This is a genomic window from Paenarthrobacter aromaticivorans (genome assembly GCF_019038615.1).
Classification (GTDB): domain Bacteria; phylum Actinomycetota; class Actinomycetes; order Actinomycetales; family Micrococcaceae; genus Arthrobacter; species Arthrobacter aromaticivorans.
The window spans coordinates 1-26,350 of the sequence record NZ_JAHOPC010000024.1 but is presented as its reverse complement, the minus strand read 5'-3'; the positions used below and the strand labels follow the sequence as shown (position 1 = coordinate 26,350).

Here is a 26,350-nt window from a genome sequence, read left to right as displayed (position 1 = left end):
CTGCTACGCCCGCAACCCTCACAGATACCGCCGCAGACCCACCGCGCCAGGAATACCACCCACCGCAGGAATCAACCACAAACAACCCACCCAGCTGCCACAAACAGCTTGATATATACCGAACTCCCGGCGATCTCACAGTGTTCCAGCGATGTCGAGGAAGCCGGACGGACAGCCCGGACGGTTAAGCCCTACCGAACTGTCACCTCAACCCGCTGGGCCATGTTGTTCCCGATGCCTTGGTAGTTCCACACCTGGTCACTGGGCTGCAGCGCACCCGAGGAATCCATCGCACGGCACCGCAACTCGTGTTCGCCCGGGCTCGCAACCCACACCATGGTCCACGAACGCCAAGCAAAGTCACCTACTGCGGGTTCCAGGTGGGCAGGCATCCACTCGCCGTCGATCCCCACCTCCACGCGTTCCACTTCGCCGTGACCGGACCAAGCCCTGCCGCGCAGCATGACTGGGCCGGCATCCACTACACGGCGTCGGGTGAAGAAGTCAGGGATCCCGGGCGGCACCATCAGGGAGCGGACGCGAATGTGCGTCACGGGCAATCCCGGCCCATCGGGTCCCTGAAGGTAGTGATAGGCCACCGCCTGTTGGAACCCCATAAACCGTGAAGTCACTGCCTCGATGGACGTCAACCACTTCACACTTGCCATGCCATACCAGCCCGGTACCAGCAGCCGCAGCGGGAAACCGTGCTGGATCGGGAGCGGATTGCCGTTCATGGCGTAAACCAGCATGACTTCGGGGTGCATCGCCTCGGCGATCGAAAGACTGCGGGCGTACGGTTCCTCGACGCCACCCTGGATGCCGCTGTCGGCGCCCGTAAAGACAAGTTCGACGGCGTCACTCGCCAGACCTGCCTCTTCCAGGAGGGGTGCCAAAGGAGTTCCGGTCCACTCCGCAGTGCCTACGGCTCCCAGCACCCATGGCTGGCTGAGGGGACGTGGCTGCAGGAGCGAGCGCCCATTTCCGGCGCACTCCATGGTGACCGGCATGGTGACAGCTGGACGCGATTTGATGTCGTCGAGGCTCAGTTCCAAGCTGTGATTAACCGCCCCACCGAGCCGCAGCCGCCATGTCTCGGCGGAAACGTGCGGGATATCGAAGTGAATGAGCAGGTAGTGCAGCCCCGCTGGCGTGATGTCGTCGTGGAGGGCTTCCAGCGGCATTGAATGGTTGCGGCCGGAGAGCTGCAACTCTTCGTGGGTCAGGGGACCTTCGGTCGGCTGTCCCGGGATGACGGCTTTCGCCGCGTCTTGCTTGACATGGGGTTTGGACATGGGAGGCGGCGTTCTACTGGACCTGACGCTGCGGGCGTGCCGCAGCACTTAGGACAAGGATCACGCCGGGGCCCAACGCCGTCAATAGGCGATTGTGAGGCGTGCTCGACGTGCTTCACGAGGATTGAAGGGCGCAGAGCGGGCCCCACAACGGGAGACGAGCTACCGACGTCGAAGTTCCGGGTACTCCAGGTGGGGAGCAACCGTGCCGGCATCCCGCTCAAGGAAGTTGACGGCGGGGGCCACGATGTCATCGATTTCATCCAAAACCGCTTCGCTGAGCACCACATCGGCGGCCTTCAGATAGTCCGTGAGATGGTCCTCGGTCCGTGGCCCAATGATCACACTGGTGACGGCGGGATGGTTCAGGGCAAAGGCAACAGCAAGCTGGATGAGAGTCAGTCCGTACCGTGCAGCCAGCTGTGCGAGTGCGTCCGCCGCATGAAGCTTGCCCTGGTTGAAGGGCGCAGTCACATCAAAACGCCCTGGCAGAGCAGAGAAGCGTGAGCTTTCGGGCTGGCCCGCGCCAACACGGTAACCGCCAGCCAGCCAACCGCCGTCGAGCGGTCCATAACTCAAAACCCCGACGCCGTACTGCTGGGTGATGGGGAAAACGTCGCGTTCGTTGGCGCGAACCAGAAGCGAATAAGGAACCTGGTCCGCCACCGGCGGCGTCAAGTGGTTGGTGTTCGCGATCCACTGTGCCTCGACGAGCTGCGCCGGGCTGAACACTGAGGTGCCGTAGTAGAGGATCTTGCCCTGCCGGATGAGATCGTTCAGGGTGGTGATGGTCTCAAGGAGATCGGTGTTGTAGTCGGGACGGTGCGCTTGGTAGAGGTCGATCCTGTCCGTGTTCAGCCGCCTCAAGCTGTCCTCCACAGCCCGGACAATCCATCGTCGCGAATTTCCGGCATGCGCTGGGTTGGACCCCATCTGGCCATGGAATTTGGTGGCGAGAAAAACGTCGTCCCGCCTACCTTGGATTGCCTGGCCCACCACGACTTCGGCCTCACCCTGCGAGTAAATATCGGCGGTGTCGATGCTGGTGATGCCCCCGTCTAGCGCCGCTTGGATGATGCGGATGCTCTCCGCAGGGCCCGTGGGAGCGGTGCCGTTGCCAAAGTTCAAAGTACCCAGGGTGAGAGGGCTGATCAGGGCGCCAGTGCGTCCAAGCGTTCGTAGCTCGTTGAGGCTCATGTCGGCTTCCTGTGGTGAGTCAGTGGTTGGACAGTTGCGGGCCTGAAGTTGGGGCAACCGTCATCAAAAAGGATGTCCAATCGAGGCTACACAGGGCCGTGGGACGCCCAAATGCAAACGGTAGAACTTCTTCGTTTTTCGTCTTGCGAAGTCATGGAAGCGGCCTTACTTCGCGACATTTCTTGACATGCGGCAACGCAAAAGTCTTTCGAATCAACAAATATTGCCGTTCCCGGAAGCGGGTGAATTATGGGAAAGGAACTCAGGCAACGCACGATAGGGGACAGCAAAATGACACAGACCACCGTGGAAGAAACAGCGGCCATCAAGGCTGCATTTGCGCAGTTCCCGTCCGGAGTGGCTGCTTTCAGTGCCATGGTGGATTTCACGCCGGAGGCCCTTGTGGCATCGTCCTTCACTGTGGGCGTGTCATTGGAGCCGCCGTTGGTGATGTTCGCGGTGCAGAACTCCTCCACAACCTGGCCTAAGCTCCGGCAGGCCAGCAGGCTGGGGGTATCCGTTCTGGCTGAGGGCCAGGAAGCGGCCTGCCTTCAGCTGTCCTCCAAGACCCGGGACCGTTTCGCCGGATTGTCCACCAGCGTAAGTGACTCAGGGGCCGTTCTGATCGACGGCGCCGTGCTGGGTTTCGAATGCGAGGTTGTCTCCGAGACGCCAGCGGGGGATCACGCGGTCGTTGTCCTTGAGGTCAAATCGACCACTATCAACCACGAATCCAAGCCGCTGATTTATCACGGAGCATCGTTCCGGCAGCTCGCTGCTTAGGAGTTGCGGTTGGCCCCGCTGAGCGACCCCTTGCGGATCGGGCTCGAAGACTTTCCGTTCTTGGAAGTGTTCGGGCCCGATTTCTTCGGGCTGTTCCCTTGGCTGGGGCCGTTCCCTTGCCCGGACTTCGTGGATTCAGGTCCAGACTTTTTGGGACCGTTGCCAGGAGGCTGGTGCGCGTCCGGGGTCTTCGGGGCGGGCGGTTCGTCTTTGCTGGACAGCGGTGTTGGTTCGCCTACCTCGCGGACCGTCACCTTGATGGCGGGCGGTTCCTCTGCCTTTGCCCGTGCGGCCGCCCTCCGGTCAGCTTCCGCGACGGCGTCGGCCCAGTCCTTTGCAAGCACGGGGGGTTCTTTGCTGGCGGCCACAAGCAAGGGGTGGTGGGCGGTCTGCGTTTCGACCACTTCCTTAACATGAACCGGCTTGGGCACCTTTTTCGGGCCAACCTTCCACGCACCGTCCTTGACGGCGGAAGTGGCATCCGAGACCCGGCGTCGAAGATCGCCAAGGAGGTCCTTCTTCGGCTCCGCAACCACAGGATTGGGCACGGGATGACCTGCAACCTCGGCAGTGGAACCGGTAGGGACGTAGGCAAGATCTTCAAGAGGTGACTCAACAGCGTGACTGGAGTGCTCGACGTCGTCACTCGCCGGTGCGGGTACGTGTTCCGGAGCCGGGGGCAAGTGGACGATGGCGACTGTGTCTTTCTTGGGGAAGATGCCGACCATCGCCAAAAGAATCACCGACACAAGCCGTCCCACTCCGGCAACTACCAGAGTGATGATGATGACCAACCCGAGTCCCAGGAACATGAGGATAGCCATCCCCACTGTGCCCAAATATGTCAGGTTGATGGCGAGTGTTGTCGGATCCTCCACGTAGCCTCCCCTGGCTGTCGTTTTGCGATGCGCGCATTGCCCACCAAGCTTGCACATCTAGCCTACGGTCCAGCACCGACGGAATCACGCCCCGCGCCACCCTCTGGCAGGGTTGTTTCGAAGCTGTTATACGGCGTGGGAAAATATGTTGCCCAGCTCTCATTTTCAGCCTCAGATTGGGACCCAGTGACCCCTGATTTCAGCCGACTCCGCGACGGTGCGTGCCCCTGCCTCTCCGGTGAGCAGTATGACGATTGTTGTGGGCGCTTCCACCGGGGTGAGGCCGACGCGCCCACAGCCGAGCAGCTTATGCGTTCCCGGTATTCGGCGTTCGTCATTCTGGATCCGGAGTACCTCCGGCGAACGTGGCACGCCTCAACCCGCCCGGATTCCCTGGAACTGGACCCTGACATGCAATGGCGCAGGCTCGACATCCTCGGCACGTCCAAGGGTGGGCCCTTGGACACCACCGGGACTGTTGAATTCGCCGCGCATTACCGGTCCGACGGCGAACGCGGAGTCCAGCGCGAACACAGCCGTTTCGTACGCGAGGACAAGCGCTGGTACTACGTGGACGGTGACGTCCTGTAGGGGGGCTACCGATACTTGCGGTGCAGGTTCTCCTTGCTTGATGCGCCCGGGGAAGCATCGGCGATCCACGGTCCGGTTCCTTCGGACTGGTCCAGGACCCCGGCCTCAAGCCAGGCGTAATCCCCGGCGAGGACCTTGCGCGAAAGCTCGTGATCGCCGTCGTCGGTGTTCCGCCATAGCTGGTCGAAGTATTCGTCCACCCGCACGCGCGCCTGCTCACAGTAGGCGTCGGCCAGCTCAAAGGCCGCCGCGCCGTGTTCCGGGTGGGTACGGAGCAGCATTTCGGCCCGGGAGCAGCATGCTGCCATAGCGAACAGTTCGGCGCCGATGTCCACGATCCTGCCCAGGAACGCTTGTTTGTGTTCGAGCTTCGCTTGCCAGCGGCCCATGCCGTAGAAAGTCTGCCGGGCGAGCCGCCGCGAGGATCTTTCAACAAACCGCAGGTGCTTGCCCAAGCGCCCGAACTCACCGTAGGAGCGCGGATCCATGCCTGCTCCGGCTACTAGTTTTGGCAGCCAGCGGGCATAGAAACCTGAAGCCCCGACGGCGGCCCTCGCCTTGTCCTGCAAGCTCGCGTCCGCTGAGGCGAGGTCGCCCGCGGCGGCAAGGTGCGCATCCACGGCTTCGCGGGCGATGAGGAGTTTCATGATCTCGCTGGAACCCTCGAAGATCCGGTTGATGCGCAGGTCCCGGAGGAGCTGCTCGGCCGCCACGGCGCGCTCCCCTCTGGCTTCAAGGGACTCGGCCGTTTCAAAGCCACGGCCACCGCGTATCTGAACCAGTTCATCGGCGATCCGGCAGCTCAGTTCCGTGGACCAGAGTTTGGCCAGTGCGGCCTCAATGCGCACGTCCTTTTGGCCGGCGTCTGCCATCTCCGCCGACAGTTCAAACACAGCTTCCAACGCGAAGGTCGTGGCGGCGATGAACGCAATCTTCTTTCCTACGGCCTCGTGCTTGCCCACCGGGCGGCCCCATTGCGTACGCGCGTTTGACCATTCGCGGGCAATCTTCAGGCTCCATTTCCCAGCGGCAACGCATAGACCGGGGATGGAGAGACGTCCAGTATTGAGTGTGGTGAGGGCTATTTTGAGGCCTTGGCCCTCGCGGCCCAGACGGTTCTCCACCGGCACGCGCACCTGGTGGAAACGGGTCACGCCATTCTCAATACCGCGCAGGCCCATGAAGCTGTTCCGGTTTTCCACCGTGATGCCGGGAGAGTCCATCTCCACGACGAACGCTGAGATGCCGCCCTTGTGCGTGGTGCCGTCGGCGTCGGTGTGGGCTGGAACCCTTGCCATGACTACCACGAGTTCGGCGATCACCCCGTTGGTGGTCCAGAGTTTCACGCCGTCCAAAAGGTAAGACCGGCCGTCGTCGGATAGTACGGCAGTGGCGCCCATACGCGCGGGGTCGCTGCCGACGTCGGGCTCCGTCAGGAGGAAAGCGGTGATGGCGCCGGCAGCGCAGCGCGGAAGGTACTCCTGTTTTTGCTCCGGCGTGCCGAATTCCTTCACGGGCTCCGGAACGCCAATGGACTGATGCGCCGAAATGAGTGCGCCAAGGCTCGGATGGACGGAGCCCACCAACGCGAGTGCGCGGCCGTAGTAGACCAGGGACAATCCCAGGCCGCCGTACTCGCGCGGGATTTTCATGCCGAAGACGCCAAGGTCCGCGAGGCCTGCAAGGTACTCGTCCGGGATCTTCGCGTCGCGTTCGATCACCCGTCCGGACATGGACCTGCAGAACGCCTCGAGCTTGGCCATGAACTCTTCGCCGCGCTCCACGTCCTCCGTTTTGGCTTGTGGCCACGGATGGATGAGGCTGAGGTCGAAGCTTCCCAAGTACAGGCCCTTGGCAAAGCTGGGCCGGTTCCATTCAGTTTCGCGGGCGGCCTCGGCGACGGCGCGGGCTTCTTCTGCTGTGGCGTTGACGCTTGCGGCGGTGAGACTGCTGTCAGTAGCGGACGTCATTTGATAACTCCTCTAGCCGGTTGTGCCGGTGGAGCCAGGGTCCGCCTCGGGTGGGGAACCCTTCAGCTGTCCCTCAATGCTACCCGCGAGTAGCTACCCGTGCTAGGGGAAACCTGGGGCTGGAATTCGGCCGGGATTTCCACTTGTCCTGCGTGATGGACCAGGCTGTCCCACGCAAAATTGATGCCATGCACCAAACCGCCCAGGACTGCCTTGACCATGTACCAGGCCATTCCCATGGCGCCGATGAGAACGATAGTTGCTATGGCTGCTACTGCGATGAACGCGACCAAAATGGCGGCGAAGGCCAGCGTTCCAATGAATACGTAGGTGGCTGTTTCCAGAGCGGTAAAGTCGAAATCCATGGTTCCCCCTATGCGGCAGTGCGTGGGTAGACGCCGCGTGGCTGCGTCGATGATCCGACACTAGGGGTGGGCGTAGTTTTCGGCCAGCACAGAACCGCGTCGCGGCCGTGTCGATATGGGATCGAAATCGAACCGGGCGGTATGTTACGGAATGGGCACGACGGCGGCGCTCCTCCCGGCCCCCGCCCACCCAACTAGGTCGCATTAGTGCGCGTTTAGAGCCGTCAAAACGCGCACTGCTGCGACTTAGTTGGGTGCGGATGCTCTGCGTTAACCTTGTACGGGGCAGTTTCCGCTGCCAGCCAGGTTTCGCAGCAGCTGAAGGAGAGTAGTTGTCCCGTTCAGCCATGTCCTCCGCCGACGCCATCAGTGCCCGGCTTCGCGACCTCGAGCAACTGACCAAAGGCCCAGCCTGGGCCCTGACACGTTCGGCGCCTTGGGTGATCGCGGTGCTGCAGGCTTCCTTCACTCGCACCCGGCCGCAGCTTCCGCTGGAAGAGTTCCATGCCGACGTCGACGCTTTCCTTGAGCAGCTCCGCCGCCATGAACCAGGGCTGGGCGGCCAGCAGAACGGAAAGGCCTTCGGCGACGAATGGACGCGCAAGCAGTTCCTGACACGCCGCAACCAGTCCGGCCAGATCGTCTACGAGGTCACCGAAGCAGCGGCGCGTGTGCTGGCATTCCTGGATAGCCTTTCCAGCGAACGCTCCACGCTCAACGGTTCCCGCTTGGGCACCCTGCTTGGCGACGTGGAGAAGCTCGCCAACGAGACCAATCCGGACCAAAGCGCACGTTTGGAGGCGCTGGAGGAAGAAATCCAAGAGCGCCAGCAACTCGTCGAGGACATCAGCTCCGGAGAGTTCGACGGCCTCCTGGACGACGAAGAAGCTGTTGAGGCCGCAGGCAACATCCTTGACCTTGCGGCCAGCCTTCCCGCTGATTACAAGAAAATGCGCGACCGCATCGAGGAGTTGGTGGGCGAACTCCGCAATCAGATCATCGAGGAGTCACTGAGCAAGGGCGCAACCATGGCCCAGGTTCTGGAGGCCGACAAACGCCTGCGCCAGAGTCCCGAGGGTCGAACGTTCCGCTCTTTCACAGCCTTCCTGGAAGACCCGCAGCAGCAATTGCGTTTCCGCTCAGCGATCGGCGAGGTCCTGAGCCGGCAGTTCGCCGACGATCTTTCGCACGAGGACCGCGAAACGCTGAAGAACCTCGTGGCTGAACTGCGAACCCAGCACAGCCAGATCCAGAGAATCTACGGCAAGCTCTCCGAAAGCCTGAACACCTACATCCAGAGCGACGACGTCCGCCAGTCGGTGAGCCTGCGCAAGATTTTGGCCGAGGCCGAACAAGCTATCCGGTCCATGCCCTACGAACGTGACCGGCCCGGCCTGGTCCGCGGCCCCGTTCTGTTTAACGCCGGATTCGAGTCGTTGGCCATGGTCAAGCTCTTTGACCCGGACGAGTTCGCGACCCCGCCCCGTCTGGCAGACCCCATCGCCTTCAGCGATTCGGACAGGGTTCGGTCGGCACGCACCGGCAAGGCCAGGCCTGCTGTTGTGCGGGCCGCAATGGCCGGGGCAGCCACCCTGGGTGAGGCGTGGGAAAACCTGCCCGCCGAGGAACGACACATCAACACCGTCCGATCCCTGCTGTCCATGGCGCTGCACAGCGGTGCCGGGTTCGACCGGGCCGCCTGGGAACACATCGACTTCGAACAAATCGACGGCATTATCCGCACTGCGTACCTGCCTGTCGTCACGCTGAATGAGGATTCTGATGACTGAGGAAATCACGACGACGGACGTCACCGAGGAGGAGCACGTCACCCTTGAGGAGGCTGAAGTCCCGGCTGAAACGGCCTCTCCCGCCAACCACGGTGACCCATTCCGCGTTACCCCGCGGGACACATTCGTTGACGGCGCGGCGCTTTTCCCCGGTGACACAGGTGTGCTGCCCATGAAGGTCCGTCACGCGCTGGTCAAACTGCTGAAAGGCCCCTACATCGACGGCGGCCGCGACGAGAAGCTCTGGACCACGCTCCTGGACAACCAGCTCATCCTCCGCAGCCGCCTCTCCGAACTGTTCCTCACCCTGCAGCTCGATCACGACCGCAAGATCGCCGTCCTCCGCCCCGTCGACCCGGAGATCATCGGTGCCAGCTCACGATCAAGCATCCTTCGGCAGCAGCGTGCACTGAGCCGAGTGGAAACCATCGTCCTGCTCCGCCTGCGGCTCCTGCTCGACCGTCACGTCACAGCCCAGACGGACCCCATCATCACCCGCGAAGAGATCTCGGACCTCGTCGCTAATTACACGCCAGCAGGCCAGCAGGATGCACTCCGCGATTCCGACGTCGTCACCCGCACCATCACCAAACTCCTGGCCCGCCAACTCCTCCTCCCCACCCCCTTGGACGACACGTACACCATCAGCAACGCCCTCCCGCTGGCTCTCCCCTTCGAAAACATCGGCGACATCCCAGCCCAAATAGAGGCCCTCATCGCCGTAGCGGCCGACGAGTCGGGCACAGAACCGTTGCTGGACATCTCGGATTCAGAATCCGATTCCAATTCCGAGGACGACGACGCCGATGCCGCCCCCGCCGCGGACGCAACCACGACTGACGGGACAGAGAAGTGACGATCGCAAGCATGCTCCCGCTCGGCGAGCTGACGAACCCCGGGCAGATGCGTTTGGCACTCGTGCAGGTGGTCAACTGGGGCACGTTCCATGGGGCGCACACCATGCACGTGGACCGCAACGGAACCCTTCTGACGGGCAATTCGGGCGTCGGCAAGTCGACGCTGTTTGATGCCATGCTCCGCGTGTTTGATGCGCGCCCGCGGTCCAATGAGGCTGCGGCGCAGCGTTCAGGTGGGGCTGTGGAGGACAAGAGAACCACGTTTACTTATATGCGGGGCAAGGTCGGTGATAAGGCTGTTGGCGATGGTTCGGCCAGTGCCTTCCAGCGCCCTGGTGCCACGTGGTCCGCCGTCGCACTGACGTTTGATAATGCGGCAGGCACGAAGGTTACGGTCTCTGCGCTGTTTGATTTGCCGAAGAATGGCACGGAGTCCAGCGTCGGGCGTTTTTATGTGATCGACAACAAGCCCCTGGACTTGGAAGCGATCGAGGGGATTGCCCAGAAGAGGTTCACTAAGGGTGCGTTGGAGGGAATCTTCCCGGACGGCCAGGTCTTCGATGTGCATAAGGCGTTCGCCGAGCGGTTCCGAAGGCTCCTCGGCATCAACTCCGACCAGGCGCTTCCCTTGCTGCGTGTCATTCAGGCCGGGAAAGGCCTTGGCGGCAGCGTTAATACGTTCTTCCGCGACCAGGTACTTGATGCTCCGGCTACATTGGCTGCGGCTGATGATGTGGTGGAGGAATTCAGCAACCTGATGTCCATCCGGCAGCGGTTGGAGGATGTCCGGCAGCAGCGCGACCAGCTGGCACCGGTTCCGGGGCTGAACAAGGACTATGCGCAGGCCTTGCTAGATGCGAACAGGCTTCGCGAGTTGGCTGGCGAGGAATTCGAGGCTTACAAGCAGCAGCTTGCGGTCACTGTCCACGCCAAGACCTTGGCGCGTTTCAAGGAATTGGCACAGTCCAAGGCCCAGGAACTCGCTGCCGAGCGCACGGTCCGGGATGCTTTGGCCAAGGATCTACGTGAGCTGGAGCTGGATTACAACAACCGCGGCGGTAACGCGATTTCGGCTATCGAGCAGTCGTTGGAGAACGCCCGCGTCAGTCTGAAGTTGCGCCAACAGGTGGAGGAATCTGCCCGGAAGGCGCTGGCCGATGCTGGGCTGAACCTTGAATGGTCGGCCGAGGGCTGGGACCAGGCCCATGAGCAGGCAGCTGCCCGTTCGGCGGAGTTGAAGGACGATTCGGAGGCTTTGAAGGAGCTCCGTTTCGAGGCCTTCGACGGCCACGCGACCAGGAAACGCGAGCTGGCTGCGGCTGAGCAGGAGCTGCTGTCGTTGCGGTCGCGCAAGTCTTTGCTGCCGCCGTCGAGTATTGAGAACAGAGCCGCGATCGCAGCCGCCACCGGCATCCCCGAGGAGCGGATGCCGTTCGGGGGTGAGCTGATCGACCTCGCCGAGGGCCAGGATCAGTGGCGCCCGGCCGCGGAACGTGCGCTGCGCAACCTCGCCACCACGCTGTTGGTTCCAGGAGAGCACTTCGCTGCGGTTACACGGTACTTGAACGACAACACGGTCCGGGGCGCACTGCGTGCAGTGGATGTGTCCAAGCCCGTTGCCGGTGGCGCGCTGGCTGTGGAGGACGTGTCCGACGGCGACCTCTTGACTAAGTTGAGCATCCTCACCTCGGGCGCCAACGCCGACGCCGGCGCATGGATCCGCGAGCGGATCGCCTTGGACTTCGCGTACCCGTGTGTGGAGGACCCGGACGAGCTGGCTTCGATGGACAAGGGCCTCAGCCTCGGTGGCGTGGTCAAACGCAACCGGCACACCGTGGAAAAGGACGACCGTTTCACGAGCCGGCAGGATTACGTCCTCGGCTTCGACAATGCATCCAAGCTTGAACTCGTGGCGGCCCGGGTGGGCGAGCTGGAAAACGAGCTGGCCAAGGCTGCCGAATTGGCGCAAAGCCGTGAGGATTCCCACCAAGGGATGGCCCGGCAATTGGAAGCCCTTCGAAGGGTGGCCGAGGATGAGCGTCCGTGGGAACAGGTCTCCGCAACGGTCGCCGCGGACGAGCTCGCGCGGATTGAGCAGCGGCTTTCTGACGCATTGGCTGCCCAGGCGGACCTTGAACCGTTGCGTGCCAACATCGAGGCCGTACGGGAAAAGCACCAGTCCTCCACAGGTGCGGCGGCCGTGCTGCAGAGTGAATACAAAGCGCTCGACCAAAAGATGATCACGGCTGACGGCCTGCTCGATGCCGCCAGGTTGAAGCTTGAGCAAGCACCGCCGTCGGGCTCTACCGTAGCCGCGCTGGAACCGTACTTTGCCGGCGTCGGCGAGGTATCCGAGCTTTACGAACTCGACAACCTGGCCAACAGCGTCCGCAACAAGCTGCTCGACGAGCTGCACGCCGCCGAATCACGCAGCCAGGCTACGGCAGAGCGTCTGACGCGAATATTCGAGGCTTTCGTGCGCGATTGGGGCAGCGCCATCAGCGCTGACCATGGCACGTCCATTGGGGCTGCCGGGGACTTCGAATCGCGATATCACGCGATCGTGAGCGATGGCTTACCCGCCCAGGAGGCCGAGTTCCGACTGTTCTTCAACCAGCGCACGCACGAATCGTTCAGTACGCTCCTGCACCTGCTGGATGAGGAGCGCCGGAGTATCACCAGCCGGATCCTGCCCCTCAACGGCATCCTGTCCGAGGTGAATTTCCACGAGGGCAGCTACCTGGAACTGGACATCAAGCAGACGCTTCCGGCTACGGCCAAGCAGTTCAAGGAAGCGATCCAGAACGCGCTGAAGGCCAAACACACGCGGCCCTCCCGCGGCGCATCTGCCGCTACGGGAACAGAGGCCGACGACGACGCCGAGCTCACCGCCCGCTATAAGTCCCTGGAGACTCTGGTGAAGCGTCTCGGTTCGCAAACCCCTGAGGACCGCCGCTGGCGCGCCGAAGTGTTGGACGTCCGCGGCCACCTGTTTATCCAATGCAAGGAGCACAGGGAGGTGGCCGCGAAGTCGGCGAAAACCGGGAAGGCCGGCAAGAAGAAGACCGAGGTCTTTATGCATGCCGATACGGGCTCCATGTCCGGCGGTGAACGTCAGCGCTTCACGGCGTTCATCATGGCCGCGGCGCTGAGCTACCAGCTGGGTATTGCAGAGCAGGGCTTCACTACCTACGGCACCGTGATGATGGACGAAGCGTTCGTGCTGGCATCCGAGGAATTCGCCGGCGCCGGAATCAAGGCGCTTCACGAATTCGGCTTCCAGTTGTTGCTGGCAGCGCCGGAAAACGTGATCGATCTGTCCCGCCACCTAGGCTCGGTCACGGAAATCCTTCGCGACAAGCGGACCAACCGCTCCGGCGTGCTCACGGCTCCCGTCATCGCAGGCCCGGGAGAGCCCGGCGCATGGCGGTCGGAAGCCAACCCAGTGGATATCGTCCTGCGCTAAAGCAACGCGGGGTCACTTACGGCCCATGGGAGAGACCTTAATGGGCCGTAAGTGACCCCGCGTTGCTTTTAGCGGGTGGAGGTACCTCGGACCCTGTTCAGGAACTGGGCCGTCCGTTCCTCCAGGCCGGCGATCTGCCGGACCACGACGACGGCCGGGTCCGGGTTGATTTCATTGGCGGGCGGTTCCTTGCGCACATTGGCGCTGCACCCGAACTCGGCACAGATCAGGGTCCCCACGGTGTTGCCGTCCTTGCCTGACTGTCCGGCCTTCTTGGCCACCCAAAGATAGACGTCGTCCTTGGAGAAGACGTCGCGGCACAGTTCACAGAGCACCACACGCTTCTTTCCGGAGCCGCCTTCAGGCGCCCGGAGCATGATTCCCGTGAGCTTGCCCCTGTGCGGGACCACCAAGTACCCGCGCTGGGGCATTTTTTCGTCGCGCCAACCGAGGAATTCAAGGTTGTCCCAGTCGATGGTTTCAAAGTCGCGGGGAAGGTTGAGCTTGGCGGCTTCGGACCGGCTGGCATTGATGAATGATGAACGGATTTGTTGGGCAGTGATTTTCTGCATGGCAAAGCTACTTTCGGAATTGAACGACGTCGCGCTGAACAGGAGCGCGCTGGCTAGAAAGGAGCGTCGGTCATCGGTGAAAGCAAGGCACAGCAAAGAACGCGAACAGCAAAGAGACCCGAAAACAGGGGTGCTTGTGGAGGGCGTGTACCTAGAGTGATGCCGACGGGTGGGGGAGTGCCAAGCAGGCCAAAATGGCCACCTCGCCAACCATGGCTGCAGCAACTGAAACCGTGCGCACGCTCATCTCCTCGTCGTTCTCTCTGGAAGCGGTAGTCCGCTGCCGATATCTTAGCAATGCCGCAGCATGGACATTACGTGACGCAAACGTTTCGTAATTATTCAAAGGCTAGGCTAGCCTTACTTAGGTTCGCATCCCTTACCTAAGGAGTCCCGTGGCTTCCCTTCTTCCACGCCGCGCCCTGCTGAAGACCGCAGGTACCGCGACAGCCGCTTTGGCCGCCGTCGCCCTTTCCCTCACTGGCTGCTCCACCGGGCCTGCCACCTCCACTCCGGCAGCGGAGCAGGCAGAAACCGCGGCTTTCCCCGTGACCATCAAGCACGCTTTCGGTGAGACCACCATCAAGGAACAGCCCAAGCGCGTAGTCACCATCTCCTGGGTCAACGACGACGTCGCAATAGCCCTAGGCGTTGTCCCGGTTGGCGTTCCCAAGAACGAGTGGGGCAACAACGACAAGGGCTCCACGCCCTGGAAGGACGCCGCGCTGGAGAAGCTTGGCGCAGGCTTCGGTTCGGACAAGGCCCCCGTACAGTTCTCCGAGGCAGACGGCATCAACTTCACCGAGATCGCCAAGCTCAACCCGGACGTCATCCTCGGCGCCTACTCCGGGCTGGAGGAAGCCGACTACAAGAAGCTCTCCGAAATCGCTCCCGTTGTTGCCTACCCGGAGCTCGCCTACGGTACGCCCTGGCAGGACAGCACCACCATTATCGGTAAGGCCCTCGGCAAGGAAGCCGAAGCCAAGAAGCTGATCGAGGAAACGGAAGCCACCGTCAAGGACAAGGTTTCCAAGTACCCGCAGATCAAGGACAAGACCTTTATCTACGGCAACCTGGAGCCGGCCAAGGGCGACGGCGTGAACGTCTACACGGCCATCGACAACCGCCCGCGCTTCCTCTCCGAAATCGGCATGAAGCTCGCTCCGGTAGTGGAGCAGAACACGAAGACCAACAAGGACTTCTTCATCCCGTGGTCCGCTGAAAAGGCTAACGAGCTCGATTCCGATGTCTTCGTGACATGGGTGCCCGAAGCCGCCACGGCCGAGGCCATCAAGGCCGATCCTCTGTTGGGCCAGATCCCCGCCGTCAAGTCCGGCGCACTCGTTGCCGACGCCGATCAAACCCTTACGCTGTCCATCTCCGCTTCCTCGCCGCTGAGCCTGCCGTGGGCACTGGATACGTTCCTGCCGCAACTGGGCAGCGCCGCGGACAAGGCGGCAGGCAAGTAACTGCAATGAAATTGAGTACGACGACGGCGGCTTCCGTGGGGCAGGTTGGCGGCACGTCCGTGCCGGGTAACCAGCGGGATAGCGCTCCTCGGAGCAACGCGGCCGGAGGGGGAACCGGTTCCAGGGTCACAAGCGGGCGCAGTGCCTGGCTGGTGGCCGCCGTCGTCGTACTCGTCGCTGCCTGCGCAGCATCCCTGGCGATCGGCGCGCGTGGGCTTCCCTTGTCCACCATTTGGGAAGCCATCACCAACTTCAATCCTGAAAGCGGCGACCACGCAGTGGTCATCGCACGGATTCCCCGCACAGTCTTGGGCCTCCTCGCAGGCGCAGCCCTTGGCTTGGCTGGCGCAGCGATGCAAGGCGTGGCCCGCAACCCGCTGGCCGATCCCGGCATTCTGGGACTCAACGCGGGTGCGGCCCTTGCGGTTGTGGTGGGCATCTATGTTTTCGGCGTCGGTTCGCTGACCGGCTACATCTGGTTCGCCTTCATCGGTGCCGCAGCGGCCGCCGTCGTCGTTTACGCGATCGCGTCCAGGGGCCGTGACGGTGCGACGCCGGTCAAGCTCGCCCTTGCGGGTGCGGCCCTGAGCGCAGGCCTGTTCTCGCTGATGAACGTCATCCTGGTTTCAAGCCAGGACACCCTGGACCGATTCCGCTTCTGGCAGGTGGGAAGCATTGGCGGACGGGACTGGTCCGTTCTGCTGCCTGCACTTCCGTTCCTGGCCGTCGGCGCCGTGATCGTCCTGGCCAGTGGCCGCATCTTGAACAGCCTCGCGCTGGGTGACGACATCGCCCGTGGACTTGGTCAGAATGTTGCCCTGTCCCGCGGAATCATCGGCCTGGGGATTGTCCTGCTGTGCGGTTCCGCAACCGCGCTGGCTGGACCCATTGGCTTCCTCGGCCTGGTGATTCCGCACGCTGTCCGTTCGCTCACCGGTCCGGACTACCGCTGGGTCCTGCCGTTCTCCATGATCTCGGCGCCGATCCTGCTGATCATCGCCGATGTGATCGGCCGCGTGGTTCTGCTGCCGGGCGAAGTTCCCGCCGGCATTATGACGGCGCTCGTGGGCGCGCCGGTCTTTGTCTGGCTCATCCGCCGCGGAAAGGGGGCAGGGCTGTGAGTGCACTTAAGCCTGCTCCCGAGATGGCACTTAATGGCAATGTTCCCCGGAAACATGCGCATCAATTGTCATCTCGGCGGGTGCTCAGCCCCACCTTCTTCCTTGGCGTGGCCCTCGTGGTCATGTTCGCGGTGTACGTACTGCTGGGCAGCTACACCGTCACCATTCCCGATTTCTTCACAATCGTCATCAACCACCTCACCGGCGGTGAGAAGATCCCCGGCGCCAGTTTCATCGTCATGGAGCACAAACTGCCGCGCGCGGTGGTGGGAACCATGATCGGCATTGCCTTTGGCCTGGCTGGCGCCCTTTTCCAGACCATGCTGCGGAACCCCCTGGCCAGCCCGGACATTATCGGCATCAGCTACGGAGCCAGTGCGGCGGCGGTGACGGCGATTGTGATCTTTGGTGCTTCCGGCGCAGTCGTTTCCTGGGCAGCCCTTGGCGGCGCGCTGGGTGTCGCTGCCATTATCTACGCGATTTCGCGCGGCGCGGGCTCAGGCGGAGGCAGCCGTGGCAACGCCGCAGGCAACCGCCTCATCCTTGCGGGTGTGGGCATCGCCGCGGCACTGCACGCAGTGGTCAACTTCCTCATGACCCGTGCCGACATCCGTACCGCGGCTGATGTCCTCGTCTGGCTTAACGGTTCGCTGAATTCTGCCACTTGGGAGCGTGCCGGGATCCTCACGGTCTCCTTGCTGGTCCTGGTTCCGGCTGTCACCATCCTTGCTGGCCCGCTGCGCATTCTCGAACTCGGTGACGACGCCGCCGCCGGCTTGGGCATCAGGGTCAACGCCACCCGGCTGGGACTGGTGTTGACCGCCGTCGGGCTTGCCGCCGTCGCAACCGCTGCTGCCGGTCCCGTCGCGTTCGTCGCTTTCCTCGCCGGGCCGATTGCACGGCGCATCGTCCGCAAACCCAGCCTCCCGGCGTCGGCCTTAACCGGTGCGCTGATCGTGCTGGCCGCTGACTTCTTCGCCTCCAACATCGCGCCCGTCATCCTCGACGGAACCGTCCTCCCGGTCGGCGTCATCACCGGCGCCCTCGGTGCACCCTTCCTGTTGTGGCTCCTGGTCACCTCGAATCGAAAGGAAGCCTGACATGGCCATCCTTAATGCCAAGGACCTGACACTCCAATACGAGCAGCGCAAGGTGGTCGAGGGCCTCACCACCGAAATCCCCGAAGGCAAAGTCACCATGATCGTGGGAGCCAACGCCTGCGGTAAGTCCACGTTGCTCCGCGGATTGTCGCGGCTGCTCAAGCCCGCTGGTGGTGCGGTGACCCTCGACGGCAAGGACATCCACTCCCGACCCGCGCGTGAGCTCGCCCGGACTTTGGGCCTTCTTCCCCAGCACCCCACCGCTCCGGACGGTATTAGCGTCCGCGACCTCGTGGGACGGGGCCGGTACCCGCACCAAGGCTTCTTCCGGAGTTGGAGCGAGGGGGACGACGCCGCGGTGCAGCGGGCGCTCGAAGCAACCGCAACGCTGGAACTCGCAGAGCGAAGCGTCGACGAACTGTCCGGCGGACAGCGCCAGCGCGTCTGGATTGCCATGGCCCTTGCCCAGGAAACCGACCTGCTGCTGCTTGACGAGCCAACCACGTACCTGGACCTTGCGCACCAGGTTGAAGTGTTGGACCTCGTGACGGACCTCAACCGGAGCCGGGGCACCACCGTGGCGATCGTGCTCCACGACCTCAACCTCGCCGCGCGCTACGCCGACCACGTCATCGCCATGAAGGGCGGATGCATTGTGGCCGAAGGTCCCGCACCCGTTGTAGTGACCGAGCAACTGGTCTATAACGTCTTTGGCCTGGAATCCCGGGTGGTTCCCGACCCCATCTCAGGAACACCGCTCATCGTCCCTATAGGACGCCACCACGCACAGCCCGTTTCAACCAACGAACTGGAGATCGCCTCATGAGTGCACAACCAACACGGACCCAAGCGAGCGTCGCCGTGGAACCCATGACCCTGGCCTTCGACGTCGCAGTCTCGGCCGTGCAGGACCTGAGCCCGAATTTCCGCCGGATCACGTTCGGTGGCTACTCACTGCGCGGCTTCGGCGTTGCAGGCGACACCCTGGACCTGCGCGTGAAGCTGATGATTCCTTCTTTCGACGCGGACGGCCAGCAGATCCCACTGCCCGAATTCAAGATGGAAGAGGCCGGGTGGTACCAGGAATGGTTGGCCATGGATGCTTCCGTCCGGGGAGCAATGCGCACCTACACCGTCAGGGCTGAGCGGCTCGACGCCGTGTACCCCGAAATCGACATCGACTTCGTCATGCACTTCGACGACGCAGGCCATGGCGGACCCGCAGGCAACTGGGCGAAAGAAGCCAAGCCCGGCGATGCCCTCACCATCATTGGCCCCAACAACCGTGCGGCGCAGTGCACCACCGCCGGTGCCTACGGCGGCATCGAATGGCGCCCGGGCCTGGCCCAGAGGATCCTCCTCGCCGGAGACGAGACAGCGGTGCCGGCCATCAGTGCCATCCTCGAGAGCCTCCCCGCGGACATGACCGGCCACGCGTTCCTTGAAGTACCCGAAGCCGGCGACTTCCAGGACATCAGCACAGCTGCAGACATCGAAATCACCTGGCTCGCCCGTGGCGCAGCGATCGGACGCTCCCGCCCGCACGGGGAACTCCTCAAAGAAGCCGTCGCCAAGGCTGTTCCCGTCCCGGGCTGGGTAGGCATCAAGGGCACCGGGAGCGCGGCCGGACCCGAGCCCGAAGACGTCAACGTGGACCAGGACATCCTCTGGGAAACCCCGCAACGCATGGATACCGCGGCCATGGAAGCCACCAAGAACCCCACTTTGCCTGCCGGGGCGCTGCCGTTCTACGCCTGGATCGCCGGAGAAGCGTTCGTGATCAAGGAAATGCGGCGGTACTTGGTGCGGGACGTCGGAATTGATCGGAAGCAAGTTGCTTTCATGGGGTACTGGCGACGGGGCAAGGCAGAGGGCTAAGCCTTAGGGCACGTCGCCGCCCGGGTCCGGTGCTTGGGTCCGGCTGCTTGGCGGGCATCCTTGGCGTGCTGCTCCTTCGTCGCTTTGACGCACGCTGCCGGACCCCCGCCAAGCGGCCTCGTGCGTCCCTTACCCTTCCGATGCTCTCTCATTTCCCGACGGTTTTTTCGGTTTGTTCGCGCACTTCCCGTTTCGCCTGTTCACTTTGGGTTGGCTGGGGTGTAACTGGGGGTGGGTAGCGTTGGGGGGATGCGGGGTGGTTACGCGGCTGGGCAAAGCGGACGACGGCGGTACGTCGCCCTTGGGGATTCCTTCACCGAGGGCGTGGGGGACCCGAGCAACGTGCTGCCCAATGGGGTTCGCGGGTGGGCAGACCGGGTCGCCGAGAAATTGGCGAAAGCGCAGCCGGGATGGGAGTACGCGAATCTTGCAGTGCGCAGTAAGAGGCTCCGGCACATCATCGATGAACAGCTTGAGCCCGCCCTCGGCATGGAACCAACGCTCATCACGTTGTATGCCGGTGGCAATGACATCCTGGACTTTGGCACGGACATGGATGCGCTCCTCACCGACTACGAAATGCTGGTCGCCCGGCTCGCTGGCACTGGGGCAACAGTGGTCCTTTTTACCGGCTTTGACGTGAAGGTCTCAGCAGTCCTGGAACCGTTCAAGAAGCGCAACACCCTGTACAACCAAAAAGTCCGTGAGTTGGCAACAAAATACGGGGCGATCCTGGTGGATTACTGGTGCTTCGACGCCTACAAAGACTCACGGATGTGGGCCCCTGACAGGCTTCACATGTCCAAAGCCGGCCACAAATATCTCGCCGCCCAGGTCCTGGACCACTTGGACGTCCCGCACAAGATTTCTCTCAAGCAGTGGGAGCCACCTCAACGAATGACCATGAGGGAATGGGAACGCAGGCAGCGCCGGTGGGTAAACGACTGGGTCCTGCCCCTCTTTGGACGCAAACTCCGGGGCGTTACCCTGGGTGATTCCCTGAGTGCCCGCTGGCCGCAGCCCGTCAAAGTCCCGCGCAAGGGCGGATTGAAGAAACTGGTCGAAAACCAGCAGGCTATGCAGTGAAGCTACCCGGCAGGCCTCAGTTCTCGAGCAAGTTCTCGTAGCCCTCGGACACAGTTGTCGCGGTGAATTCGATGATCTCGAACTCGGCCACGCCGTTGCTGAAGAACGGGTCTTTGGCCAGTGAGTCATCCAGCGTTGCCCGGTCAACCTTTGACAGCAGCACGCCGCCCGTGGCTGGAACGCGACGTCCCGACGCAAGGAACACGCCGGCGTCGAACGCGTCCTTAAGCCAGGCCATATGGCCTGGCCGGTGGAAATCGACGATTTCGTCGGGAACTTTGTAGGTCAAGGAGACAACAAACATTCCGCCAGCCTACCGTTTGCGGCGGCAGCAAGGCCGGGCCAACCGGCTAATTCTCCTAAGATGGATCCATGACTGAACCCCGCTGGCTTAATGCTGACGAACGCCGTGCCTGGTTGGCCCTCTTGAGCATTAATACGTTGCTCCCCTCGGCGTTGGATACGCAGCTTCAGTCTGCTGGAAAATTGTCACTGTTCGACTACAACGTGCTGGCGATGCTCTCCGAAACCGAGGGCCGGTACCTGCCCATGAGCGAGCTCGCCGCCCGGACCAGTGCGTCGCTATCGCGCCTGTCGCACGTGGTCACCAAACTCCAGAAGCGCGGCTGGGTGGAACGCCAGGCACATCCTGGCGACGCGCGTGTCACCGTCGCCCACCTGACCGAGGCTGGCATGTCCACCATCGTGGCCCTCGCTCCCGGTCACGTTGAGTCCGTGCGGGCGCTGATGCTGGATTCGCTCTCGCCCGACGACGTCGCGGACCTCGCGCGTATCGGCGAGAAAATCGTCTCCAGGCTGGACAATAACCATTGGATCCTGCGCGAATCGTAGCGTTGCCCATGCTTTGTAGGTAGTGGTGGGCTAATGGCAGACTGACGGCATGGATTTTTCTGCCCGTTATGTTGCCTTGGGGGATTCCTTCACAGAGGGCGTTGGCGACGACGACCCAACGCGCCCCAACGGCGTCCGGGGGTGGGCAGACGTCGTTGCCCGGCAGTTGGCCCACAGCAATGAGGACTTTGGCTATGCCAACCTCGCAATCCGCGGCAGGAAGCTCCGCCAAATCATGGCAGAGCAAGTGGACGCAGCGGTCGCGTTAAAGCCCACTTTGGTCACGATGTATGCCGGTGCCAACGACATCCTGCGGCCCAAGATCGATATTGACTCGCTTATGGAGGATTACGACGCCGGCATCGCCAAGTTAAGCGCAACCGGCGCCACGGTGGTCCTTTTCACGGGCTTCGATGCCCGTGGTTCGAAGGTCTTCAGCACGATGCGTGGACGGACCGCGATCTACAACGAGTTGCTCCGTGAAATCGCCGAGAACCATGGCGCCCTGCTGGTGGATTACTGGCGGTTTGATGAGTACTACGACGTCCGGATGTGGGCGCAGGACCGGATGCACATGTCGACGGCGGGCCACGTTAATATGGCCCAGCGCGTGCTGGACGTCCTCGAACATGAGCATGTGCTCGAAGTCCCGGAACTCGCACCGCTTCCCACGCTGAACAGGTCCGAAGCCATCCGGGCGAACGCGCGATGGGTCCGGGAATTCGCCGGCCCCTGGGTGGTGCGCCGTGTGCGGGGTACGTCCTCGGGCGATGGGCTTAGCCCGAAGTATCCGGCCCTGATCCGCCCGGTCTAGCCCGGTCCAGAAGGACTGGGCTCAGGGAGCGTTGCGGAAACCCGGCGTGGCGAGCAGCGTGCCGGTCCTGCCAACCGCGAGCACTTCGACGCCCCATTTCTCCACTGAGCGATCCAAAGTCTGCGTTCCGCCGGCGACTATTGCCGTTGCCAGGACGTCGGCCGTAACAATGTCCTGCGCCGCCACGGAGACCTGAAGGAAGTCGGACCGTCCGCTCCCTACCGTCCAAATGTGTTCTCCACGTTCAGCCGAGCCTGACGTTGCAAGGGCCGTCATTCCGCCTTCCGCCGAGGCGCCGAGGCGGTATGTACTGATCAGCTTCTGGCGATCGAACGGATCAACGATGCCGGCCTGCCACGGGTTGGGATCTTCAAACCCAGTGTCCGCGGGCCCCGGTGACCCGCTTACCAGCACATCCCCGCCAGCGTTGAGGCACCAATTTTGCAGGCCGAGGGCACCTAAGGACAGTGCAGCTTCACGCATGGCGTGGGCTTTGACGATTCCGGAAAGATCCAACGCGCCGTCCGGTCGTTCGGCCGTGAACGCACCTTCGGTGTCCACGCGCCATTCCGAGGCCGCTGCATAGAGCTCCTGCATTAACTCCGAGGCATAAGCCAACGTCAGTTCGCCCCGGACCAGCCGGCTTGCCTCGGATCCTTCGCGATAAAGGCTGAACGTCAGGTCGAGCTGCGTAAATATCTCTCCTACGACGTCGACGGCGGACTGCAGTTCATCGACGGCGGTTTGGGCGGCCGTTCCGCTCGCCACGGTCAGGCTCACCACAGTGCCCATGCTGCGGAACGTACGCGCGCGGAGTTGTTCGCCGTTAAAAGTTGGCTGCATCGAGGGCCGCCTGAAGGGAGGTGAGATAGGCCTCGCTGGTGACCGTCGCACCACTGACAGTTTGGACGTTCGCTGACTGGGCCTGCAGGACCTCGGAACGCAAGACCGGTGCTGCCCGGCTGCTGATCTGGGCCGACTTCCGCTCGGCATCGGTGAGCTGCAGGGGTACCACCTCAGTGATCTTGCCGTCCTGGATGGTCACCTGCACCTGGACCGTGCCGAAGCGGGTCCTGACCGACGCGCCGTCGTACGTTGCCGCCGTCGTGCTTTCCGCGCTGCTGCCGCTGGCGCCGGTGCTGCCGTTCGCAGCCGAACCGCCAGCCGACATGCTGCTGCTCAGGCTTGTTGTGGTGGATGTGGTTGTTTCGGCAACATGAGCGCCTGACTGCCAGCCTGCGAGCAGTATGCCCGCGGACGCCAGGGCCGTTGCCATTGCTGCCCGGATTCTCACCAGTCGAACCTTTCGTAGTGGAGTTGTTCTGCAGATACCCCGGCGGCCTGTGCGTCCTGGACCACCTTGCCGGCCCAGTTGGCAGGGCCGCAGACGTAGACGTCGGCGTTGGCCACGTCCGGGACATAGGAGCGGAGTGTGAAACCTGCTTGAACGGCTGATTCGGGCAGCCATTCATTGAGGCGTGCGGAGCGCGGGCCGGTCAGGTGGAAGAGGGTTGCGCCGCGGGCTTGGCAAAGGGTCATGATTTCCTGACCAAGGAAGAGCTCTGACTCGTCGTGTCCGCGCAACAGAACCGTTGCATTGCCAGGCTCAAACGGCGTGGATTCCAGCAGCGACCGCAGAGGAGTGATGCCAATGCCGGCGCCGATCATCACCACTCTGTTGCGGGACCGGGCGGCGGTGCTGAACATCCCGTAGGGTCCCTCAAGGGCGACCCTGGTGCCAGGCCTGAGGCGGGCCAGCCGGGCGGATCCGTCGCCTAGATTTCGGACGGTGATGCGGAGTTTGCCCGCTGCAGTACCCGTGGCCGGAAGCGGTTCCGCGGACAAACTGAAGGGATGCGGCTGCCACCAGAACCCGGGAGCCAGGAACCTCCAGATGAAGAATCTCCCGCCGCTGCCTGTCAGCTTCTCCAGCTGCAGCCCAGTCATTTCGATGCTGAACACTTCAGGTGCCACGCGGACTACCCGGCTGACCGTGAGCTGATGCCGGAAGGTTGCGGCGAGTGGCTGGTAAATCCTGAAGAAAAGGAGTGCCGCGCCCGTCCCGATGCAGAAAGCCAGCCAATACCAGCGCTGCCAGGTTCCTTCGGCAAAGAGTCCGCCCACACTGAACTGATGCGGGATTGCCGTTGCCACCGCTGCGTATGTCAAGAGATGGATCACGTACCAGAATTCGTACGGGAACTTGCGTCGTACGGCCACCAACGAGGTCACCACCACGGCGATGAACAGCGCCATCGCGACGAACGCGAGCCACATATCCGGGACGTTGACCCACAGGGACACCGATTCGCTGATGGGGTCGAGGCCTTCTGCCGCCCCGTAACCCACCGCCAGGAGGATCCCATGTGCCAGAAGCAGGTAAAGCGCCGGCTTACCCAGCGATTTGTGGATCTCAAGAGCACGGTCATGCCCGATTGTGTTATCGATCAGCGGGATCCGGGCCGCCAAGAGCAGCATGAGGAGGACCAGGTCCGTGCCGACCAAACCAGCCACGATTCCCAGGCCTGTCGCGCTTCCGGCAAAGGAGGAGAACCCGCCTGCGCCGCCGTCTGCGAGCCACAAGGCGACCGCGACCACTGGGGACACCCACGCGAGGAAGCCCAAAAGGTCGGCCCGGGCCAGCCGCCGTCGGGCTTGCGCCCGGAAGGGTTCGACGGCGGCTGGTGGCGTCCGTGGGCCCGGCGCCGCGGACTGTTCAGCACCCGAAACACGTGAAAGAAGCGATGTCATGATCCAAGACTCGCCAAGCATCCTTTCGTTCTGCTGTGAATGGCCTTGTGAGGGGCTTATGATTCCTGATTGGTCTTAATTTGGCCTGGCCCGTAGAATGGTTAGGCGCTAGGTAGTGCGGATCGTGTGCAATTGCTCCGGTTGGCGGTGAGGTCGGTTCCGACTGACATCCCGATGGCCGGTAGTTAGGGGCTCAAGTTGCGTGCATTCCTGTATTCGCCCGGTATCCCAGGATCTGTTCCAGTGTTTATCACTGTCCGGTTCTGAGGCCCAACCTTATTCGCCGTACTTGATGCGGAAACTACCGAAATGGTGTGGATCGGACGCGAACGCTGCCTGTCGCACGGTAACGCAGGAACATCTGCACACCGTTACATTCAATCTTTGGAGGAGAGTCATGGCAGCACACTGCCAAGTGACCGGGGCCGAGCCGGGCTTTGGACACAGCATTTCGCACTCGCACCGCCGCAACAAGCGTCGGTTCGACCCGAACATTCAGAAGAAGCGCTACTGGGTTCCGTCCCTGCGCCGTAACGTCACGCTGACCCTGTCAGCCCGTGGCATCAAGACCATCGACGTACGCGGCATCGACTCTGTCGTCGCCGACATCCTGGCACGAGGAGTAAAGCTCTAATGGCAAAGGACAAGGACGTACGTCCGATCATCAAGCTGAAGTCCACTGCGGGCACGGGTTACACCTACGTAACGCGCAAGAACCGTCGTAACGATCCTGACCGTCTGGTCCTGAAGAAGTACGACCCCAAGATCCGCCAGCACGTCGAATTCCGAGAGGAGCGCTAAACACATGGCAAAGAAGTCCAAGATTGCTCGCAACGAGCAGCGCAAGGTCATTGTTGAGCGTTACGCTGCCAAGCGTCTCGAACTGAAGAAGACCCTGGTTGACCCCAACGCGACTGACGAAGCACGCGAAGCTGCACGCCTCGGCCTGCAGAAGCTGCCCCGCAACGCCTCCCCGATCCGTCTGCGTAACCGCGACCAGATCGACGGCCGTCCCCGCGGCACCTTCCAGAAGTTCGGTATCTCCCGTGTTCGCTTCCGCGACATGGCTCACCGCGGTGAGCTCCCGGGTATCACCAAGTCTTCCTGGTAATCACGAAGCTCTGAAAGGGCCGGCAACCGTTATGGTTGCCGGCCTTTTCTGCGTTTAAGTGGCTCTTTGCTGGGGTAAGGGCGGCGGCGGTGGGAGGGGGAAAGGCGGCGGTCATCCTCTGTGCGCTCGCTCGTGCCTCGTTTGAACGGTTGCTCGCTCACATCGTCGGTGTTTTCGAGCATCCTTCTCTCACATCGCGGCGGGTTTTGGGGTTTGTTGTCTCAGGTTCTGTGGGGGTGGGGGGCAGGGTTCGACGGCGGTGGCTGGGTGTGGTGTTTGGCGGGCGGGGTGATGGGGTTTGGTTGGTGTGACGGGCTTCACGGAAAGTTGTTTTGGTGGTTTTGGGCTGGTTTTGGGTCTTGGGTGGGGGTGTTTGGCGTGTGTTTGCGGGGTTTTGGGTGGTG

Annotated in this window: 26 protein-coding genes; 16 read left to right on the top strand and 10 right to left on the bottom strand. The window is 62.5% G+C overall.

Features of this window, described 5'->3' with window-relative positions; all coding sequences use genetic code 11:
- Positions 1–191 precede the first annotated feature (191 nt).
- Positions 192–1,295, bottom strand: coding sequence for a sulfite oxidase (locus KSW38_RS22695; RefSeq protein ID WP_216927479.1), 1,104 nt, complete (start codon positions 1,293–1,295; stop codon positions 192–194).
- A 162-nt stretch (positions 1,296–1,457) separates the two neighbouring features.
- A complete protein-coding gene (locus tag KSW38_RS22690) occupies positions 1,458–2,492 on the bottom strand; it encodes an aldo/keto reductase (protein WP_216927477.1) in 1,035 nt (344 codons plus the stop codon).
- A 291-nt stretch (positions 2,493–2,783) separates the two neighbouring features.
- Between KSW38_RS22690 and KSW38_RS22685 the strand changes: the two genes are divergently transcribed.
- Positions 2,784–3,275 (top strand): flavin reductase family protein, encoded by a 492-nt coding sequence (locus tag KSW38_RS22685; RefSeq protein ID WP_216927476.1) that lies wholly within the window; start codon positions 2,784–2,786, stop codon positions 3,273–3,275.
- On the opposite strand, the gene KSW38_RS22680 is transcribed toward KSW38_RS22685, so the two are convergent.
- Entirely contained in the window at positions 3,272–4,153 is an 882-nt protein-coding gene (locus KSW38_RS22680) for an FAM174 family membrane protein (RefSeq protein ID WP_216927474.1), read from the bottom strand. The two genes, KSW38_RS22685 and KSW38_RS22680, sit on opposite strands and share 4 nt — an antisense overlap.
- Positions 4,154–4,339: 186 nt before the next feature.
- Here KSW38_RS22680 and KSW38_RS22675 point away from each other — a divergent pair, with 186 nt between their 5' ends.
- Positions 4,340–4,744 (top strand): YchJ family protein, encoded by a 405-nt coding sequence (locus tag KSW38_RS22675; RefSeq protein ID WP_308169467.1) that lies wholly within the window; start codon positions 4,340–4,342, stop codon positions 4,742–4,744.
- Positions 4,745–4,749: 5 nt separating this feature from the next.
- On the opposite strand, the gene KSW38_RS22670 is transcribed toward KSW38_RS22675, so the two are convergent.
- Complete coding sequence (locus KSW38_RS22670) at positions 4,750–6,714, bottom strand: acyl-CoA dehydrogenase family protein (protein WP_216927470.1); 1,965 nt, start codon at positions 6,712–6,714, stop codon at positions 4,750–4,752.
- A 62-nt stretch (positions 6,715–6,776) separates the two neighbouring features.
- Positions 6,777–7,079, bottom strand: coding sequence for a hypothetical protein (locus tag KSW38_RS22665; protein ID WP_216927468.1), 303 nt, complete (start codon positions 7,077–7,079; stop codon positions 6,777–6,779).
- A gap of 332 nt (positions 7,080–7,411) precedes the next feature.
- On the opposite strand from KSW38_RS22665, the gene KSW38_RS22660 reads away from it, so the two are divergent.
- From KSW38_RS22660 to KSW38_RS22650, 3 genes are read left to right on the top strand one after another with little or no spacing between them, the layout of a single operon-like run.
- The gene (locus KSW38_RS22660) at positions 7,412–8,869 is read left to right on the top strand and encodes a DUF3375 family protein (protein ID WP_216927467.1); all 1,458 of its coding nucleotides are present in this window, start codon (positions 7,412–7,414) and stop codon (positions 8,867–8,869) included.
- Positions 8,862–9,725 carry a DUF4194 domain-containing protein gene (locus tag KSW38_RS22655; protein ID WP_216927458.1) on the top strand — a complete coding sequence of 288 codons (864 nt, stop codon included), beginning with the start codon at positions 8,862–8,864 and terminating at the stop codon, positions 9,723–9,725. Before KSW38_RS22660 ends, KSW38_RS22655 begins: the two co-directional genes overlap by 8 nt.
- Positions 9,722–13,192: an ATP-binding protein gene (locus KSW38_RS22650; protein WP_216927456.1), complete on the top strand. Its 3,471-nt coding sequence runs from the start codon at positions 9,722–9,724 to the stop codon at positions 13,190–13,192. Before KSW38_RS22655 ends, KSW38_RS22650 begins: the two co-directional genes overlap by 4 nt.
- Before the next feature lie 68 nt (positions 13,193–13,260).
- On the opposite strand, the gene KSW38_RS22645 is transcribed toward KSW38_RS22650, so the two are convergent.
- Positions 13,261–13,764, bottom strand: a complete 504-nt coding sequence (locus tag KSW38_RS22645; RefSeq protein WP_216927453.1) for an FBP domain-containing protein — start codon at positions 13,762–13,764, stop codon at positions 13,261–13,263.
- Positions 13,765–14,159: 395 nt separating this feature from the next.
- Between KSW38_RS22645 and KSW38_RS22640 the strand changes: the two genes are divergently transcribed.
- The 6 genes from KSW38_RS22640 to KSW38_RS22615 all read left to right on the top strand — a co-directional run bounded on the left by KSW38_RS22640 (position 14,160) and on the right by KSW38_RS22615 (position 20,418).
- On the top strand, positions 14,160–15,233 hold the full coding sequence (locus KSW38_RS22640) for an iron-siderophore ABC transporter substrate-binding protein (protein WP_216927451.1): 1,074 nt from the start codon (positions 14,160–14,162) through the stop codon (positions 15,231–15,233).
- Between the two features lie 5 nt (positions 15,234–15,238).
- The gene (locus KSW38_RS22635) at positions 15,239–16,354 is read left to right on the top strand and encodes a FecCD family ABC transporter permease (RefSeq protein ID WP_216927450.1); all 1,116 of its coding nucleotides are present in this window, start codon (positions 15,239–15,241) and stop codon (positions 16,352–16,354) included.
- Between the two features lie 23 nt (positions 16,355–16,377).
- Positions 16,378–17,454 carry a FecCD family ABC transporter permease gene (locus tag KSW38_RS22630; protein WP_216927485.1) on the top strand — a complete coding sequence of 359 codons (1,077 nt, stop codon included), beginning with the start codon at positions 16,378–16,380 and terminating at the stop codon, positions 17,452–17,454.
- A gap of 1 nt (position 17,455) precedes the next feature.
- The gene (locus KSW38_RS22625; RefSeq protein WP_216927448.1) at positions 17,456–18,280 is read left to right on the top strand and encodes an ABC transporter ATP-binding protein; all 825 of its coding nucleotides are present in this window, start codon (positions 17,456–17,458) and stop codon (positions 18,278–18,280) included.
- Positions 18,277–19,332 (top strand): siderophore-interacting protein, encoded by a 1,056-nt coding sequence (locus KSW38_RS22620; RefSeq protein ID WP_216927446.1) that lies wholly within the window; start codon positions 18,277–18,279, stop codon positions 19,330–19,332. The genes KSW38_RS22625 and KSW38_RS22620 overlap by 4 nt, the downstream gene beginning before the upstream one ends.
- Before the next feature lie 249 nt (positions 19,333–19,581).
- Entirely contained in the window at positions 19,582–20,418 is an 837-nt protein-coding gene (locus tag KSW38_RS22615) for an SGNH/GDSL hydrolase family protein (RefSeq protein WP_216927444.1), read from the top strand.
- A 16-nt stretch (positions 20,419–20,434) separates the two neighbouring features.
- On the opposite strand, the gene KSW38_RS22610 is transcribed toward KSW38_RS22615, so the two are convergent.
- Complete coding sequence (locus KSW38_RS22610) at positions 20,435–20,722, bottom strand: YciI family protein (RefSeq protein ID WP_216927439.1); 288 nt, start codon at positions 20,720–20,722, stop codon at positions 20,435–20,437.
- 68 nt (positions 20,723–20,790) lie between these two features.
- Here KSW38_RS22610 and KSW38_RS22605 point away from each other — a divergent pair, with 68 nt between their 5' ends.
- Together KSW38_RS22605 and KSW38_RS22600 are read left to right on the top strand one after the other, a co-directional pair.
- Positions 20,791–21,270, top strand: coding sequence for a MarR family winged helix-turn-helix transcriptional regulator (locus tag KSW38_RS22605; protein WP_216927438.1), 480 nt, complete (start codon positions 20,791–20,793; stop codon positions 21,268–21,270).
- Between the two features lie 49 nt (positions 21,271–21,319).
- Entirely contained in the window at positions 21,320–22,084 is a 765-nt protein-coding gene (locus KSW38_RS22600) for an SGNH/GDSL hydrolase family protein (RefSeq protein ID WP_216927436.1), read from the top strand.
- Positions 22,085–22,105: 21 nt separating this feature from the next.
- On the opposite strand, the gene KSW38_RS22595 is transcribed toward KSW38_RS22600, so the two are convergent.
- Genes KSW38_RS22595 through KSW38_RS22585 form a run of 3 tightly spaced genes read right to left on the bottom strand, consistent with a single transcriptional unit; the run spans position 22,106 to position 24,835 of the window.
- On the bottom strand, positions 22,106–22,927 hold the full coding sequence (locus KSW38_RS22595; protein ID WP_254186832.1) for an FAD:protein FMN transferase: 822 nt from the start codon (positions 22,925–22,927) through the stop codon (positions 22,106–22,108).
- Entirely contained in the window at positions 22,911–23,378 is a 468-nt protein-coding gene (locus KSW38_RS22590) for an FMN-binding protein (RefSeq protein WP_308169466.1), read from the bottom strand. The genes KSW38_RS22595 and KSW38_RS22590 overlap by 17 nt, the downstream gene beginning before the upstream one ends.
- The gene (locus KSW38_RS22585; protein WP_216927434.1) at positions 23,375–24,835 is read right to left on the bottom strand and encodes a ferredoxin reductase family protein; all 1,461 of its coding nucleotides are present in this window, start codon (positions 24,833–24,835) and stop codon (positions 23,375–23,377) included. The genes KSW38_RS22590 and KSW38_RS22585 overlap by 4 nt, the downstream gene beginning before the upstream one ends.
- Before the next feature lie 397 nt (positions 24,836–25,232).
- Between KSW38_RS22585 and rpmB the strand changes: the two genes are divergently transcribed.
- From rpmB to rpsN, 3 genes are read left to right on the top strand one after another with little or no spacing between them, the layout of a single operon-like run.
- Entirely contained in the window at positions 25,233–25,469 is a 237-nt protein-coding gene (gene rpmB / locus KSW38_RS22580) for a 50S ribosomal protein L28 (protein WP_011776361.1), read from the top strand.
- Positions 25,469–25,636 (top strand): 50S ribosomal protein L33, encoded by a 168-nt coding sequence (gene rpmG, locus KSW38_RS22575; protein ID WP_003798558.1) that lies wholly within the window; start codon positions 25,469–25,471, stop codon positions 25,634–25,636. The genes rpmB and rpmG overlap by 1 nt, the downstream gene beginning before the upstream one ends.
- Before the next feature lie 4 nt (positions 25,637–25,640).
- Positions 25,641–25,946 (top strand): 30S ribosomal protein S14, encoded by a 306-nt coding sequence (gene rpsN / locus KSW38_RS22570; RefSeq protein WP_216927432.1) that lies wholly within the window; start codon positions 25,641–25,643, stop codon positions 25,944–25,946.
- Positions 25,947–26,350 lie beyond the last annotated feature (404 nt).